The organism is Streptomyces sp. NPDC088246, assembly GCF_044741025.1.
In the GTDB taxonomy this organism is placed as follows: Bacteria; Actinomycetota; Actinomycetes; order Streptomycetales; family Streptomycetaceae; genus Streptomyces.
In genome coordinates this window covers 32310-49111 of record NZ_JBIURV010000012.1, presented here as the reverse complement: position 1 = coordinate 49111, position 16802 = coordinate 32310, and the positions used below count along the sequence as shown (strand labels likewise).

Below are 16802 nucleotides of genomic sequence, written 5' to 3'. Positions count from 1 at the left end.
TCGGTCTCGATGTGGGTAGCGACTACCAGCGGTAGTGCGCGAAGGCCTTGTTGGACTCGGCCATCTTGTGGGTGTCCTCGCGCTTCTTGACGGCAGCGCCAAGACCGTTGGAGGCGTCGAGCAGCTCGTTCATGAGGCGCTCGGTCATGGTCTTCTCGCGGCGGGCGCGGGAGTAACCCACGAGCCAGCGCAGCGCGAGGGTGGAGGCGCGACCGGGCTTGACCTCGATCGGCACCTGGTAGGTGGCGCCACCGACACGGCGGGACTTGACCTCGAGCGAGGGCTTGACGTTCTCAAGCGCGCGCTTCAGCGTGATGACCGGGTCGTTGCCGGTCTTCTCGCGGAGGCCTTCCATGGCGCCGTACACGATCCGCTCGGCAGTGGAACGCTTGCCGTTGAGCAGGATCTTGTTGATCAGCGAGGTGACAAGAGGAGAACCGTAGACCGGGTCGATGATGACCGGGCGCTTCGGGGCGGGGCCCTTACGAGGCATTCTTACTTCTCCTTCTTGGCGCCGTAGCGGCTGCGGGCCTGCTTGCGGTTCTTGACACCCTGAGTGTCAAGGGAGCCGCGGATGATCTTGTAACGAACACCCGGCAGGTCCTTCACACGGCCACCACGCACGAGCACGATGGAGTGCTCCTGCAGGTTGTGTCCCTCACCCGGGATGTAGGCCGTGACCTCGATACCGGAGGTCAGACGCACACGCGCGACCTTACGGAGTGCCGAGTTCGGCTTCTTCGGGGTGGTCGTGAACACACGCGTGCAGACGCCGCGGCGCTGGGGCGAACCCTCGAGTGCGGGCGTCTTGTTCTTCTCGACCTTGTCCTGCCGGCCCTTCCGGACCAGCTGCTGGATCGTAGGCACTACTTCTCCGGTTTCTGTGTGCCGTTCGTGAAACTAACCTGGAACGTCACCGACCCACGCGGTCGGGTGTGTCGAATACTGCGGGCCCCTGCCGCAAGGCAGAAGGGGGCGCAGATTGCGGTGGCCACTGACGGACTCGCCATGCGGTTGAGGACACGCACACGAGCCCAGGCACACCCCAGGCACAAGGTCTGAGCGTACCTATCGCATCCACTCCGGTCAAAACAAATGCCATGCACCGGTACACGCCGTGCGTCGGCCGTCTCAGCGCGTGACGAGCACCGCTGCGACGAACCCTGCCAAGAGCAACGTCCAGCCGACGATCGACACCCAGCCCAGCAAGAGCCCGGCGACCGCCAGGCCGTCGCCCTGCTCGTCGCCGCGGCGTATCTCCTTGCGGGCCATGTGCCCGAGAACCACCGCGGGCACGCCCGTCACCACGGTCACCGGAGCCAGTACGCCGAACAGCAGCGCACCCTTGGCCTTGCCGTTCGTCCTGGGCTGCGGCGCGGACAGGAAGGTCGCCGGCACCGCGGCGCCGGGATGTCCGGCGGGTGCGGGCTGGGCGAACGCGGGACCCTGCGGCAGGTCTCCGACGAGAAGGGTCAACTCCCCGACCGTACGGGCCGCGTGGGCCCGCGCAACCCGCTTCTCCAACTCGTCGCTCTCAAGACGCCCCTCCGCGAAACCGGCCCGCAGCACATCGACAGCGCGCTCGCGCTCCGCGTGCGAGGCCAGCATCGACGGGCTCTGCGCGGACAGCCGGTCGGGCTGCCTCGACGGATACGACACAAGCATCTCCCCCTGCTTCCCCCATGCGTGACGGGATCGACTTTACGCCTGCTGGCACACGCCGGAGGGCGGCCACCCCGTGCACAACGGGGTGACCGCCCTCCGGTCGATCAAGCGACTCGCTTACTGGTTGTACGGACCGTAGTCGTAGTCCTCCAGCGGAACGGCCTGGCCGGAGCCCGTGCCGAACGGCGAGTAGTCGATGTCGTCGTAGCCGACGGCCGAGTACATCGCGGCCTTGGCCTCCTCGGTCGGCTCGACCCGGATGTTGCGGTAGCGGGACAGACCCGTACCGGCCGGGATGAGCTTACCGATGATGACGTTCTCCTTGAGGCCGATCAGGGAGTCCGACTTGGCGTTGATCGCCGCGTCGGTCAGAACCCTGGTCGTCTCCTGGAAGGACGCCGCCGACAGCCACGACTCGGTGGCGAGCGAGGCCTTGGTGATACCCATCAGCTGCGGACGGCCGGAGGCGGGGTGACCGCCCTCGGTGACCACACGACGGTTCTCGGTCTCGAACTTCGACCGCTCGACGAGCTCGCCCGGCAGCAGCTCCGCGTCGCCGGACTCGATGATCGTCACACGGCGCAGCATCTGCCGGATGATGATCTCGATGTGCTTGTCGTGGATCGACACGCCCTGCGAGTTGTAGACCTTCTGGACTTCGCCGACCAGGTGGACCTGGACCGCGCGCTGACCGAGGATGCGCAGCACGTCGTGCGGGTTGGTGGCACCCACGGTGAGCTTCTGGCCCACCTCGACGTGGTCGCCCTCGCCCACGAGCAGACGGGCACGCTTCGAGATCGGGAACGGCGTCTCGTCGCTGCCGTCGTCCGGGGTGACGACGATCTTCTTGGTCTTCTCGGTCTCCTCGATACGGATGCGGCCGGCCGCCTCCGAGATCGGGGCGACACCCTTGGGCGTACGGGCTTCGAAGAGCTCGACGACTCGGGGCAGACCCTGGGTGATGTCGTCACCGGCCACACCACCGGTGTGGAAGGTACGCATCGTCAGCTGGGTACCGGGCTCACCGATGGACTGGGCGGCGATGATGCCGACCGCCTCACCGATGTCGACCAGCTTGCCGGTGGCGAGCGAGCGTCCGTAGCAGAAGGCACAGGTGCCGACCGCGGACTCACAGGTCAGGACCGAACGGGTCTTGACCTCCTCGACGCCGGCGCCCACCAGGGCGTCGATCAGGACGTCACCGAGGTCGACGTTGGCAGGTGCGATGACCTTGCCGTCGACGACGACGTCCTCGGCGAGCATGCGGGCGTAGACCGAGGTCTCGACGTCCTCCGTCTTGCGGAGCACACCGTCCGCACCCTTGACGGCGATCTTCAGCTTGAGGCCACGGTCGGTGCCGCAGTCCTCCTCGCGAATGATCACGTCCTGCGAGACGTCCACCAGACGACGGGTCAGGTAACCCGAGTCGGCGGTACGCAGGGCGGTGTCCGCCAGACCCTTACGGGCACCGTGCGTGGAGATGAAGTACTCCAGAACGGTGAGGCCCTCACGGAAGGACGCCTTGATGGGACGCGGGATCGTCTCGTTCTTGGCGTTGGACACCAGACCACGCATACCGGCGATCTGACGCATCTGCATCATGTTTCCTCGGGCACCCGAGTCAACCATCATGAAGATGGGGTTCGTCTTGGGGAAGTTCGCGTTCATCGCCTCGGCAACCTCGTTGGTCGCCTTGGTCCAGATCGCGATGAGTTCCTGCGTGCGCTCGTCCTTGGTGATCAGACCGCGCTCGTACTGCTTCTGGACCTTCTCGTCCTGCGCCTCGTAGCCGGCGACGATCGCCTTCTTGGCCTCGGGGACCACGACGTCGGAGATGGCCACGGTGACACCGGAACGGGTCGCCCAGAAGAAGCCCGCCGCCTTCAGGTTGTCGAGCGTCGCCGCCACGATGACCTTGGGGTAGCGCTCGGCGAGGTCGTTGACGATCTCGGAGAGCTGCTTCTTGCCGACGGAGTAGTCGACGAACGGGTAGTCCTCGGGCAGCAGCTCGTTGAAGAGCGCGCGGCCCAGGGACGTACGCAGCCGGAACGTGTCGCCCTGCTGGTACTCCTGCTCGCCTTCCTCGGCGACCGGCGGCACCCAGCCACGCGGCGGGATGGTGCCCACCGGGAAGCGGATGTCGACCTTCGCCTGGAGCGACAGCTCGCGGGCGTCGAAGGCCATGATCGCCTCGGCCGTGGAACCGAAGGAACGGCCCTGGCCGACGACCTTGCGCTCCTCCTCGTCCGTGGTGAGGAAGAACAGGCCCAGCACCATGTCCTGGGTCGGCATGGTGACGGGACGACCGTCGGCCGGCTTCAGGATGTTGTTCGAGGACAGCATCAGGATGCGGGCCTCGGCCTGCGCCTCCGCGGAGAGCGGCAGGTGCACGGCCATCTGGTCACCGTCGAAGTCCGCGTTGAACGCGGTGCAGACGAGCGGGTGGATCTGGATGGCCTTGCCCTCGACGAGCTGCGGCTCGAAGGCCTGGATGCCGAGGCGGTGCAGGGTCGGTGCACGGTTCAGCAGCACCGGGTGCTCGGCGATGACCTCTTCGAGGACGTCGTACACCACGGTGCGGCCACGCTCGACCATGCGCTTGGCCGACTTGATGTTCTGCGCGTGGTTCAGGTCGACCAGGCGCTTCATCACGAACGGCTTGAAGAGCTCCAGCGCCATGGCCTTGGGCAGACCGCACTGGTGCAGCTTCAGCTGCGGACCGACGACGATCACGGAACGCGCGGAGTAGTCCACACGCTTACCGAGAAGGTTCTGACGGAAACGACCCTGCTTGCCCTTCAGCATGTCGCTGAGGGACTTGAGCGGGCGGTTACCGGGACCGGTGACCGGGCGACCGCGGCGGCCGTTGTCGAACAGCGCGTCGACGGCCTCCTGCAGCATCCGCTTCTCGTTGTTCACGATGATCTCGGGGGCGCCGAGGTCAAGGAGACGCTTGAGGCGGTTGTTGCGGTTGATCACACGGCGGTACAGGTCGTTCAGGTCGGAGGTCGCGAAGCGGCCACCGTCCAGCTGCACCATCGGACGCAGGTCCGGCGGGATGACCGGCACGCAGTCGAGCACCATGCCCTTGGGCTTGTTGCTGGTCTGCAGGAACGCGGAGACGACCTTGAGGCGCTTGAGCGCACGGGTCTTCTTCTGGCCCTTGCCGGTACGGATGATCTCGCGGAGGCGCTCGGCCTCCTCGTCGAGGTCGAACGACTCCAGGCGCTTCTGCAGAGCAGCGGCACCCATGCAGCCGTCGAAGTACGTGCCGAAGCGGTCACGCAGCTCGCGGTAGAGCAGCTCGTCGCCCTCCAGGTCCTGGACCTTGAGGTTCTTGAAGCGGCTCCACACCTCGTCGAGACGGTCGATCTCGCGCTGCGCACGGTCGCGCAGCTGCTTCATCTCACGCTCGGCACCTTCGCGCACCTTGCGACGCACGTCGGCCTTGGCACCCTCGGCCTCGAGCTCGGCCAGGTCGGTCTCGAGCTTCTTGGCGCGGGCCTCGAGGTCGGCGTCGCGACGGTTCTCGACCTGCTGACGCTCGACGGAGACGTGCGCCTCCAGCGAGGGCAGGTCACGCGTACGGCGCTCCTCGTCCACGAACGTGATCATGTACGCGGCGAAGTAGATGACCTTCTCGAGGTCCTTCGGCGCGAGGTCGAGCAGGTAGCCGAGGCGCGACGGGACGCCCTTGAAGTACCAGATGTGGGTGACGGGAGCGGCAAGCTCGATGTGGCCCATGCGCTCACGGCGCACCTTGGCGCGCGTGACCTCGACGCCACAACGCTCACAGATGATGCCCTTGAAGCGGACACGCTTGTACTTGCCGCAGTAGCACTCCCAGTCCCGGGTCGGACCGAAGATCTTCTCGCAGAAGAGTCCGTCCTTTTCGGGCTTGAGCGTGCGGTAGTTGATGGTCTCCGGCTTCTTCACTTCGCCGTGGGACCAGGTCCGGATGTCGTCCGCGGTGGCAAGGCCGATCCGCAGCTCGTCGAAGAAGTTGACGTCGAGCACTTGTCGTCAATCCCTCTTTCGGGGGTTCGAGCCCCCTCGCGTCACGCGAGAAATCGGGGCACTTCAGCAATGGTCTGAACGGGTCCGGGGAGAGCCGGCCGGATCACGAGGATCCGGCCGGCCAACCCGTCAGACCTCTTCGACGCTGCTCGGCTCGCGCCGGGACAGGTCGATACCGAGCTCCTCCGCCGCGCGGAAGACGTCCTCGTCCGTGTCGCGCATCTCGATGGACATGCCGTCCGAGGACAGCACCTCCACGTTGAGGCAGAGCGACTGCATTTCCTTGATGAGCACCTTGAAGGACTCGGGAATGCCGGGCTCGGGGATGTTCTCGCCCTTGACGATCGCCTCGTAGACCTTCACGCGGCCGGTCACGTCGTCGGACTTGATCGTCAGCAGTTCCTGGAGGGCGTATGCGGCGCCGTAAGCCTCAAGGGCCCACACCTCCATCTCACCGAAGCGCTGTCCACCGAACTGAGCCTTACCACCCAGCGGCTGCTGGGTGATCATGGAGTACGGGCCCGTCGAACGAGCGTGCAGCTTGTCGTCGACGAGGTGGTGCAGCTTGAGGATGTACATGTACCCGACCGAAACCGGGTCCGGGAACGGCTCACCGGAGCGGCCGTCGAACAGATTGGCCTTGCCGGAGGGCTGGACCAGGCGGTCGCCGTCGCGGTTCGGGATCGTGGCCTCGAAGAGACCGGAGATCTCGTCCTCGCGCGCACCGTCGAAGACGGGGGTGGCGACGTTGGTGCCGGGGGCGACCTGGTCGGCGCCGATGGCCTGCAGGCGCTTGGCCCACTCGTCACCGAGGCCGGAGACGTCCCAGCCGCGGCTGGCGAGCCAGCCGAGGTGGATCTCCAGGACCTGTCCCGGGTTCATTCGGGACGGGACACCCAGCGGGTTGAGGATGATGTCGACCGGGGTGCCGTCCTCCAGGAACGGCATGTCCTCGATCGGGAGGATCTTCGAGATGACGCCCTTGTTGCCGTGACGGCCGGCGAGCTTGTCACCATCGGTGATCTTGCGCTTCTGCGCGACGTAGACGCGGACCAGCTGGTTCACGCCCGGCGGCAGCTCGTCGCCCTCTTCGCGGTCGAAGACGCGGACGCCGATGACCTTGCCGATCTCACCGTGCGGCACCTTCAGCGAGGTGTCGCGCACCTCGCGCGCCTTCTCACCGAAGATCGCGCGGAGCAGGCGCTCCTCGGGGGTCAGCTCGGTCTCACCCTTGGGCGTGACCTTGCCGACGAGGATGTCACCGGCGACGACCTCGGCACCGATACGGATGATGCCGCGCTCGTCGAGGTCGGCGAGGACCTCTTCGGAGACGTTCGGGATGTCCCGGGTGATCTCCTCCGGGCCGAGCTTGGTGTCACGGGCGTCGACCTCGTGCTCCTCGATGTGGATCGAGGAAAGGACGTCGTCCTGTACGAGGCGCTGCGACAGGATGATCGCGTCCTCGTAGTTGTGACCCTCCCACGGCATGAACGCCACGAGCAGGTTCTTGCCGAGGGCCATCTCACCGTTCTCGGTGGCCGGACCGTCGGCGAGGACCTGGTCGGCGACGACCCGGTCGCCCTCGGAGACGACAACCTTCTGGTTGACCGAGGTGCCCTGGTTGGAGCGCATGAACTTGGCGATGCGGTACGTGGTGTACGTGCCGTCGTCGTTGGTGACGGTGATGTAGTCCGCGGAGACCTCCTGGACCACACCGTCCTTCTCGGCCTTGAGCACGTCACCGGCGTCGGTGGCGCAGCGGTACTCCATGCCGGTGCCGACGAGCGGGGCCTCCGACTTAATCAGCGGCACCGCCTGACGCATCATGTTCGCGCCCATGAGGGCACGGTTGGCGTCGTCGTGCTCCAGGAAGGGGATCATCGCGGTGGCGACGGACACCATCTGGCGCGGCGAGACGTCCATGTAGTCGACGTCCGTGCCGGGCACGTAGTCGACCTCTCCGCCACGGCGGCGGACCAGGACGCGGGGCTCGACGAAACGCAGTTCCTCGGAGAGGGTCGCGTTCGCCTGAGCGATGACGTAGCGGTCTTCCTCGTCGGCCGTGATGTAGTCGACCTCGTCGGTGACCTGACCGTCGACGACCTTGCGGTACGGCGTCTCGATGAAGCCGAACGCGTTGACGCGGCCGTACGAGGCGAGCGAACCGATCAGACCGATGTTCGGGCCTTCAGGGGTCTCGATCGGGCACATGCGTCCGTAGTGGGACGGGTGCACGTCACGGACCTCGAAGCCGGCCCGCTCACGGGACAGACCACCGGGACCCAGAGCCGAGAGACGACGCTTGTGCGTCAGACCCGACAGCGGGTTGTTCTGGTCCATGAACTGGGACAGCTGGCTGGTACCGAAGAACTCCTTGATGGAGGCGACGACCGGCCGGATGTTGATCAGGGTCTGCGGCGTGATCGCCTCGACGTCCTGGGTCGTCATGCGCTCACGCACGACGCGCTCCATACGGGCCAGACCCGTACGGACCTGGTTCTGGATGAGCTCGCCGACGTTGCGCAGACGACGGTTGCCGAAGTGGTCGATGTCGTCGGTCTCGACGACGATCGAACGACCGGACTCGCCGACCGTCTCGGTCTCACCGGCGTGCAGCTTGACCAGGTACTTGATGGTCGCGATGACGTCGTCGGTGGTGAGAACGCCGGCGTCCAGCGGCTCGTCGGCGCCGAGCTTCTTGTTCACCTTGTAGCGGCCGACCTTCGCGAGGTCGTAGCGCTTCGGGTTGAAGTAGAGGTTCTCGAGCAGCGTCTGAGCAGCCTCGCGCGTGGGCGGCTCGCCCGGGCGGAGCTTGCGGTAGATGTCGAGCAGCGCGTCGTCCTGGCCCTGGGTGTGGTCCTTCTCCAGGGTGGCGCGCATGGACTCGTACTCGCCGAACTCCTCGAGGATCTGCTCGGTGGTCCAACCGAGAGCCTTCAGGAGAACGGTCACGGACTGCTTGCGCTTGCGGTCGATGCGGACACCGACCATGTCGCGCTTGTCGATCTCCATCTCCAGCCAGGCACCCCGGGACGGGATGATCTTGGCGGAGAAGATGTCCTTGTCGGACGTCTTGTCGATGGAGGAGTCGAAGTAGACACCCGGCGAGCGGACCAGCTGCGACACGACGACACGCTCGGTGCCGTTGATGACGAAGGTGCCCTTGTTGGTCATGAGCGGGAAGTCGCCCATGAAGACCGTCTGGGACTTGATCTCGCCGGTCTCGTTGTTGGTGAACTCGGCCGTGACGAAGAGCGGGGCGGCGAATGTGAAGTCGCGCTCCTTGCACTCGTCGATCGAGTTCTTCGGGGGCTCGAAGCGGTGGTCGCGGAACGTAAGCGACATCGACCCGGAGAAGTCCTCGATCGGTGAAATCTCCTCGAAGATTTCCTCCAGGCCGGACTTGGTGGGGACGTCTTGTCCACTGTCCAGAGCAGCCTCGACGCGAGCCTTCCAGGCGGCATTGCCGAGGAGCCAGTCAAAGCTCTCGGTCTGCAGCGCGAGGAGGTTCGGAACCTCGAGGGGCTCCTTGATCTTTGCAAAAGAGATGCGCAGCGGGGCGGTGCTGGCACCGTTGTTCGTATTCGCGGTCGAGGCGTTGCGCGAGGCGGCCAAGAGGGGGTCCTTCCGAGGGCTCGGACTCACTACGCGCGTACCGGTCCCAAGTTGGACACGGAGACAGAAATCCCAGGTCAGGGAGGATCGGCCATCGGTGCTCAAGCGTGGGCATGCCCCTGGTGACGGGCAGGAGGCAGCTAACAGGCAGCGCAAAGGGTCAGTGTAGCCAAACGGCACACTGATGTCCAGTCGGGGTTCTCAGAGACCCACGTTGCTCTCAACAGCTGTTCTCAACACCTATGGATAGTCCTTGCGCGCGGTGCGCTCTTCTTTACTGCCCTCTTCGCCCACGATCCATGCCTCGGATTCGGATCGATGTGACGACGCGTCCTGAGAATTGCGCGCCGCGTGCGGTTCGTCAAGGCCCCCCTGCCGGGACAGCCCCGCGCGGTCCTCACCCGACCGCCTCCCGGCGCCGTCCGGCCGCCCCCCAGAGGCAACGGCGAAGATCACCATACTCGTCGCCGCCGGAAGAGCAAGGCAGCCGCTGCGGGTACGCCGAAGGGCGACCACCCGGATGGGTGATCGCCCTTCGCGTTTTGACGTCCGTGCCGTGCGGCACAGGCAGTCAGAAGGAGTCAGCAGACTCCCTGAGTCACTTGACCTCGACGGAAGCGCCGGCGGCCTTGAGGGACTCGGCAGCCTTCTCGGCGGCCTCCTTGGCGACCTTCTCGAGGACCGGCTTCGGGGTGCCGTCGACGAGGTCCTTGGCCTCCTTCAGACCCAGCGAGGTCAGCTCACGCACGACCTTGATGACCTGGATCTTCTTCTCGCCGGCGCCCGTGAGGATGACGTCGAACTCGTCCTGCTCCTCGACGGCCTCAGCGGCGGCGGCAGCGCCACCGGCGGCGGCAACGGCGACCGGAGCGGCAGCCTTGACGTCGAACTTCTCCTCGAACGCCTTGACGAACTCGGAGAGCTCGATGAGGGTCAGGGTCTCGAACTGCTCGAGCAGCTCGTCCTGGGACAGCTTCGCCATGATGGCGTCCTTCCACTAAGTCGGCAGGTGCCGGGTGTATATGAAGGCGGGCGTACGGGCCCGCTGCGAGCCGTGGAGCGGAGGGTTACTCCGCCACCTCGGCGTCGGCGGGAGCCGGCGTACCGGCACCGCCCTGCTCGACCTTGGCGCGAAGCGCGTCCGCGGTGCGGACGAACTCCGACAGCGGGGCCTGGAAAGTCGCCGCGGCCTTGGCCATCGACGCCTTGATTCCACCGGCCACCTTGGCGAGCAGAACCTCGCGGGACTCGAGGTCCGCGAGCTTCTTGATCTCATCCGCGGTCAGCGCCTTACCGTCAAGGACACCGCCCTTGATGATGAGGTTGGGGTTGTCCTTGGCGAAGTCACGAAGACCCTTCGCCGACTCCACCGGGTCACCGGTGACGAAGGCAACCGCCGTCGGACCTGCGAACAGGTCGTCCAGCGTGTTGATCCCGGCCTCGTTGGCCGCAATCTTGGTCAGCGTGTTCTTCACCACGGCGTACTGGGCGTTCTCACCGAGCGAACGGCGCAGCTGCTTGAGCTGTGCCACGGTGAGACCCCGGTACTCGGTCAGCACAGCGGCGTTCGAGCTGCGGAACTGATCCGCGAGCTCGGCTACCGCGGCAGCCTTGTCGGGCCTTGCCATGAGCGTCGGCCTCCTTCCGGGTGATGAGGACCGCTCAGAAGGGGCCGGGAAAGACGAAACGCCCCGGCGCAGGCGCCAGGGCGTAGCTCGACCGAACGAAGTCCGGGAGCTTTCCACAGTCACCTGCGCAGGTCGCCCGTACTCAACGGATCCTTCGGTTGCTGTTCCCTCTTGCGAGAGCACAGCAACGACCAGCGGTCTTTGGCTTCTGTAGGAGAGTACGCGACCGGGGTCGCGCCGAGCAAATCCGTCCCTCTTCGGGCGGTGCGGGAGGTTTAGTTCGTGCCCGAACCGGCCCCCTGCTGCTTCACGAGATCGGTGAAGTCGACCGTGTCGCCGGCCGGGGGCTTCTCGACCGAGGCCTTGGTGCCGTAGTCGCTGTAGTACACCGTCGAATTGAGCTCGCCGGTCTTCATCTGGCCGCGCTCGGTCTTCTTGACCAGCAGGTTGTTCTCGTCGACCCAGATGTCGACCTTCTCCGTGGTGATCCCGGCGTCGCTCAGCTGCTTCTTCAGCTGAGCGAGCTGGTCGGCATCGAGCGCGGAGTTCTTCGCGGTCAGTTCGGCGACGTCGACGGTGCCGGAGTAGTGCGTGGCGGAGACCCCGCGTACGTCCTCCTGGCCGACCTTCTTCACGTCACCGGAGGCCAGCAGGGACTTCACACCCTGGTCGGGGGTGGTGTTCTGCATCTGCTGCTTCATCGCCTCGCCGGAGGCGCCCGCGAGCTTGGCGAGGTCGGCGTAGCCGTAGCTGATCCAGTGCTTGCCGCCGGCCTGCTTGGCGAAGGCCTCGCCCATGTTGACGACGTAGCCGTCCTTGAAATAGCGGGCCTGCATCGTGCCGCTGCCACCGTTCTGCTTCATGGCGTCCGCCATGCTGCCGCCGGTGTACGTGATCTCCATGGTGCCGGTGAGACCGTCGGTCCAGTCGATGGTGCCGCTCTGCTTCATGGACATGGTGGTGCCCATCTGGGTGGTGCCCTCGACCTTCGCCGAGTTCTCCCCACCGGTCTTCTTCTGCACGTCGCGCAACGCGGCGATGGGGTCGGCCTTCACCACGGCGCTGCCGCGGCTGGCGCCGCTGCCGTCCGATCCCCCGCAGGCCGCGACCGACGTCAGCGCCGCCGCCGCCGCTATCGACAGACTCAAACGTCGCACGGTACTGGTCCTCATGTCCGCTTCCACCCCTCGTTCGGCTCTCGAAGCCTCACGCTAACGCACAGCTCCGACACAGCCACCGGTTACATACGGATACGAGGACGGGCCCCGCACCTCGAAAGGTTGCGGGGCCCGTCCATGTCACACGTGACGCGGCTTGCTGCCGAGCGCTGAGGCTCAGACGGCGGCCGGGTCCTCCTCGACGAGGAGGTTACGGGTGCGGTTGGCGTCCAGCGGGATGCCGGGGCCCATCGTGGTGGCCAGGGTGGCCTTCTTGATGTAGCGGCCCTTGGCGGCGGACGGCTTCAGACGGAGGATCTCCTCCAGCGCCGCTGCGTAGTTCTCCACCAGCTTGGTGTCGTCGAACGAGGCCTTGCCGATGATGAAGTGCAGGTTCGAGTGCTTGTCGACGCGGAACTCGATCTTGCCGCCCTTGATGTCGTTGACAGCCTTCGCGACATCGGGGGTGACGGTGCCGGTCTTCGGGTTCGGCATCAGACCACGCGGACCGAGCACCCGGCCGAGGCGGCCGACCTTGCCCATGAGGTCCGGGGTGGCGACGACGGCGTCGAAGTCCAGACGGCCCTTCGCCACCTCGTCGATGAGCTCGTCGGCGCCGACGATGTCGGCGCCCGCGGCTTCCGCGGCCGCAGCACGGTCACCGGTCGCGAAGACCAGGACCCGGGCGGTCTTGCCGGTGCCGTGCGGGAGGTTCACGGTGCCACGGACCATCTGGTCGGCCTTGCGAGGGTCAACACCCAGGCAGAACGCGACCTCGACGGTGCCGTCGAACTTGGTGGAGGCGGTCTCCTTGGCGAGACGGACGGCCTCGAGCGGGGCGTAGTTGCGCGCCCGGTCGATCTTGGCGTCCGCAGCGCGGAGGTTCTTGCTGCGCTTCACTTCTACTCCTGTGGTTTCAGGGTGTGGAGTCGTGGTGCGGGCCAGCGCTTGGCCCTACCACTGAGGACGTGAGGGGCTGAATCAGCCTTCGACCGTGATGCCCATGGAACGGGCGGTGCCAGCGATGATCTTCGACGCGGCGTCGAGGTCGTTGGCGTTCAGGTCGGGGAGCTTCGTCGTGGCGATCTCACGGACCTGGGCAGCCGTCAGCTTGGCGACCTTGGTCTTGTGCGGCTCGCCGGAGCCCTTCTCCACGCCCGCGGCCTTGAGGATCAGCTTCGCGGCCGGCGGAGTCTTGGTGACGAAGGTGAAGGAACGGTCTTCGTAGACCGTGATCTCCACCGGCACGACCATGCCACGCTGCGACTCGGTCGCGGCGTTGTAGGCCTTGCAGAATTCCATGATGTTGACGCCGTGCTGGCCGAGCGCGGGGCCGACCGGCGGGGCCGGGTTGGCCGCACCGGCGTTGATCTGGAGCTTGATAAGCCCCGTGACCTTCTTCTTCTTGGGAGGCATTGCTCTCTCCGGGTCCTAGTGAGAGTTTTTCGCCGCCGTCCGGTCATCCGGATGGAGGCATACCGCACAACGATAACGGGTATAGCTGCGCGACCAAAAACCGAGCAGGTCAGACCGGCTGTGAAGCCGGTCTGACCTGCTGGGTAGGCATGTGTCCAGAAACTGGCGGGAAGCCGCTAGTTCTTCTGGATCTGGTCGAAGCTGAGCTCGACCGGCGTCTCGCGGCCGAAGATCTCGACGAGACCCTTGACCTTCTTCGAGTCCGCGTTGATCTCGTTGATCGTCGCCTGCAGCGTCGCGAACGGGCCGTCGGTGACGGTGACCGAGTCGCCCACCTCGAAGTCGAGCACCTGCACCTCGACCTTGCGGGAAGGAACCGGCTTGCCCTCGGCCTCGGCGGCCTCGCGGGCGGCCTTCTCCTCGGCCTCCGGGGCGAGCATCTTGACGATCTCGTCGAGCGTCAGCGGGTACGGGTCGTAGGCGTTGCCCACGAAGCCGGTGACACCGGGGGTGTTGCGGACGACGCCCCAGGACTCGTTCGTCAGGTCCATGCGCACCAGGACATAGCCCGGGAGCTTGTTCTGGCGGACGTTCTTGCGCTCGCCGTTCTTGATCTGGACGATCTCTTCCTCGGGCACTTCGGCCTGGTAGATGAACTCCTCGACGTTGAGCGAGACGGCGCGCTGCTCCAGGTTGGCCTTCACGCGCTTCTCGTAACCGGCGTACGTGTGGATGACGTACCACTCGCCGGGAAGGCCGCGCAGTTCCTCGCGCAGGGCTGTGACGGCGTCGACGGGGGCGGCCGGCTCGGCCTCTTCCCCGGCTTCCTCGTCGTCGGCCTCGGCTTCCTCGTCGTCGCTCTCGGAACCGGCGTCGGCCTCGGCGGCCTCGTCGTCGTCCTCGGTGTGCAGGGCCGCCTGCTCGGCGGGCTCACCTGCGGCGGCGTCGGCAGCTTCAGCCTGGTCCGGCTCCTCGGCGTCCGCCGCCTCGACGATGTCGAGCTCGTCCTCGGCGGACTCGAAGGCGCCCGCCGTCGGCTCAACGGCGTCGTTCAGGTTCGGGTCAGACACGGTGGCTGCTTCTTCCTGGATACAAATGGGTGGAACATGCGAAAGGGGCGCCCATGAGGCGCCCTCCGCGGGATCAGCCGAAGACGTACTTCACGACCCGCTGGAACCCGAAGTCAATCACGGTCACCAGACCGATCATGACGACGACGAAGACAATCACCACGGTGGTGTATGTCGTCAGCTGATTTCGAGTCGGCCAGACAACCTTGCGCAACTCGGCGACGATCTGGCGGTAGAACAGCGCGAGGCGGCCCAGAGGACCCTTCTTACCGCGCTTGCCGCCCTTCCGGGCCTTCTTCTTCGACTCGGGCACTTCATCCTCGGCATCAGGCATGTCGATGGAGCCCACGGCGTCCGTCACGCTTCTCACCTGATTCCGGGTCATGGCCGTGCCGCGCCCGGTGGAGCCGCACGGCGGTGCATTGAAGTACGTACATGCGCACACATCCTGGCGGAGGAGTGTGTAGCAGGGCCGGAGGGACTTGAACCCCCAACCGCTGGTTTTGGAGACCAGTGCTCTACCAATTGAGCTACGACCCTTTGTGGTTTCCACCAACCTACCGCATCTTCCCCGATGCTCCGGGTGCAGGAACGGTGCGGCTGGTGAAGGCCAACGACAGGTGAGTGTACGTGTTCAGCGGCCCGGCGTCGAACAGATAGCTCCCGACAACTCCTCGTCGCATGTTGTCCACATGCTGTCCGAGTCCTGTCCGGTCCCTGAAACCCCTGTGCCGACAGGGATCACGGTCTGGGACCATGGGGGCCATGAGCGCTGCAACTTCTCCCTCCGAGCGCCGGGTCTCCGCCCGCATCGGTGCCATCTCCGAGTCCGCCACCCTCGCCGTCGACGCCAAGGCCAAGGCCCTCAAGGCCGCCGGCCGTCCGGTGATCGGCTTCGGGGCCGGTGAGCCCGACTTCCCGACCCCCGGCTACATCGTCGAGGCCGCGGTCGAGGCGTGCCGCAACCCGAAGTACCACCGTTACACCCCGGCGGGAGGGCTCCCGGAGCTCAAGGCCGCCATCGCGGAGAAGACGCTGCGCGACTCCGGCTACGAGGTCGACGCCTCCCAGATCCTGGTGACCAACGGCGGCAAGCAGGCCATCTACGAGGCGTTCGCCGCGATCCTCGACCCGGGCGACGAGGTCATCGTCCCGGCGCCGTACTGGACCACCTACCCCGAGTCGATCGGGCTGGCCGGCGGTGTCCCGGTGGAGGTCGTGGCCGACGAGACGACCGGCTACCGGGTCTCCGTCGAGCAGCTGGAGGCCGCGCGCACCGAGCGTACGAAGGTCGTCCTGTTCGTCTCCCCGTCGAACCCGACCGGTGCGGTGTACAGCGAGGCCGACGCCAAGGCGATCGGCGAGTGGGCCGTCGAGCACGGCCTGTGGGTGCTCACCGACGAGATCTACGAGCACCTGGTCTACGGCGACGCGAAGTTCACCTCGCTGCCCGCACTCGTTCCCGCGCTGCGCGACAAGTGCATCGTGGTCAACGGCGTCGCCAAGACGTACGCGATGACCGGCTGGCGCGTGGGCTGGCTCATCGGCCCGAAGGACGTGGTCAAGGCCGCGACCAACCTGCAGTCGCACGCCACGTCCAACGTCTCCAACGTCGCCCAGGTCGCAGCGCTGGCCGCCGTCTCCGGGAGCCTGGACGCGGTCGCCGAGATGCGTGCCGCCTTCGACCGGCGACGGCAGACCATCGTCCGGATGCTCAACGAGATCGACGGCGTGCTGTGCCCGGAGCCCGAGGGCGCGTTCTACGCGTACCCCTCGGTCAAGGAGCTGCTCGGCAAGGAGATCCGCGGCAGGCGCCCGGCCACCTCGGTCGAGCTGGCGGCGCTGATCCTGGACGAGGCCGAGGTCGCGGTCGTACCGGGCGAGGCTTTCGGCACGCCGGGCTACCTGCGGCTCTCGTACGCCCTGGGTGACGACGACCTCGTCGAGGGCGTCTCGCGGCTCCAGAAGCTGCTGGGCGAGGCCAAGGCCTGACGTTCGTGTTGCGCATAAGCGGGCTCCCGGCTGAGCCGGGAGCCCGCTTATGCGTTCAGGCAAGCGCTCGTTCGATGAATCCGGCTGCCTGGGCAGAGATCCTTGCGGCAGGATCTTCGAGTGACTCCTCCCCCGACAACTGGGGGCTTCTCATTCGGCCTGATGATCGGCCTCGTGACGGACAAGCCCTGCCCGATGCCTTTCGGCACAGTGCGGAGCGTAGCAGCTACAGAAGGTGATCG

At 66.2% G+C, this 16802-nt stretch carries 13 protein-coding genes and 1 tRNA gene; 1 reads left to right on the top strand and 13 read right to left on the bottom strand.

What is annotated here, in order from left to right:
• Positions 1 to 22 precede the first annotated feature (22 nt).
• From rpsG to ACIPEK_RS18260, 13 genes are all read right to left on the bottom strand, one after another.
• Positions 23 to 493, bottom strand: a complete 471-nt coding sequence (gene rpsG / locus ACIPEK_RS18320) for a 30S ribosomal protein S7 (protein ID WP_093897234.1) — start codon at positions 491 to 493, stop codon at positions 23 to 25.
• A 2-nt stretch (positions 494 to 495) separates the two neighbouring features.
• On the bottom strand, positions 496 to 867 hold the full coding sequence (rpsL, locus tag ACIPEK_RS18315) for a 30S ribosomal protein S12 (RefSeq protein ID WP_003948652.1): 372 nt from the start codon (positions 865 to 867) through the stop codon (positions 496 to 498).
• A 264-nt stretch (positions 868 to 1131) separates the two neighbouring features.
• Positions 1132 to 1665 carry a DUF1707 and DUF4190 domain-containing protein gene (locus tag ACIPEK_RS18310; protein WP_401997013.1) on the bottom strand — a complete coding sequence of 178 codons (534 nt, stop codon included), beginning with the start codon at positions 1663 to 1665 and terminating at the stop codon, positions 1132 to 1134.
• A 117-nt stretch (positions 1666 to 1782) separates the two neighbouring features.
• Entirely contained in the window at positions 1783 to 5682 is a 3900-nt protein-coding gene (locus ACIPEK_RS18305; RefSeq protein WP_383074427.1) for a DNA-directed RNA polymerase subunit beta', read from the bottom strand.
• A 129-nt stretch (positions 5683 to 5811) separates the two neighbouring features.
• Positions 5812 to 9297: a DNA-directed RNA polymerase subunit beta gene (gene rpoB, locus ACIPEK_RS18300; RefSeq protein WP_383074425.1), complete on the bottom strand. Its 3486-nt coding sequence runs from the start codon at positions 9295 to 9297 to the stop codon at positions 5812 to 5814.
• 598 nt (positions 9298 to 9895) lie between these two features.
• Positions 9896 to 10279, bottom strand: a complete 384-nt coding sequence (gene rplL / locus ACIPEK_RS18295) for a 50S ribosomal protein L7/L12 (RefSeq protein ID WP_030914109.1) — start codon at positions 10277 to 10279, stop codon at positions 9896 to 9898.
• An 85-nt stretch (positions 10280 to 10364) separates the two neighbouring features.
• On the bottom strand, positions 10365 to 10925 hold the full coding sequence (gene rplJ / locus ACIPEK_RS18290; RefSeq protein WP_327273523.1) for a 50S ribosomal protein L10: 561 nt from the start codon (positions 10923 to 10925) through the stop codon (positions 10365 to 10367).
• 275 nt (positions 10926 to 11200) lie between these two features.
• On the bottom strand, positions 11201 to 12097 hold the full coding sequence (locus ACIPEK_RS18285) for a hypothetical protein (protein ID WP_401997007.1): 897 nt from the start codon (positions 12095 to 12097) through the stop codon (positions 11201 to 11203).
• Positions 12098 to 12259: 162 nt separating this feature from the next.
• Positions 12260 to 12982 (bottom strand): 50S ribosomal protein L1, encoded by a 723-nt coding sequence (gene rplA / locus ACIPEK_RS18280; protein ID WP_351265502.1) that lies wholly within the window; start codon positions 12980 to 12982, stop codon positions 12260 to 12262.
• Positions 12983 to 13063: 81 nt separating this feature from the next.
• Positions 13064 to 13498 (bottom strand): 50S ribosomal protein L11, encoded by a 435-nt coding sequence (gene rplK / locus ACIPEK_RS18275; RefSeq protein WP_006126872.1) that lies wholly within the window; start codon positions 13496 to 13498, stop codon positions 13064 to 13066.
• A gap of 176 nt (positions 13499 to 13674) precedes the next feature.
• The gene (nusG, locus tag ACIPEK_RS18270; RefSeq protein ID WP_401997003.1) at positions 13675 to 14568 is read right to left on the bottom strand and encodes a transcription termination/antitermination protein NusG; all 894 of its coding nucleotides are present in this window, start codon (positions 14566 to 14568) and stop codon (positions 13675 to 13677) included.
• 73 nt (positions 14569 to 14641) lie between these two features.
• Entirely contained in the window at positions 14642 to 14929 is a 288-nt protein-coding gene (gene secE, locus ACIPEK_RS18265; RefSeq protein WP_362195896.1) for a preprotein translocase subunit SecE, read from the bottom strand.
• A gap of 106 nt (positions 14930 to 15035) precedes the next feature.
• Positions 15036 to 15108: transfer RNA gene (locus ACIPEK_RS18260), tRNA-Trp, on the bottom strand.
• A gap of 225 nt (positions 15109 to 15333) precedes the next feature.
• On the opposite strand from ACIPEK_RS18260, the gene ACIPEK_RS18255 reads away from it, so the two are divergent.
• The gene (locus tag ACIPEK_RS18255; RefSeq protein ID WP_401997001.1) at positions 15334 to 16560 is read left to right on the top strand and encodes a pyridoxal phosphate-dependent aminotransferase; all 1227 of its coding nucleotides are present in this window, start codon (positions 15334 to 15336) and stop codon (positions 16558 to 16560) included.
• Positions 16561 to 16802 lie beyond the last annotated feature (242 nt).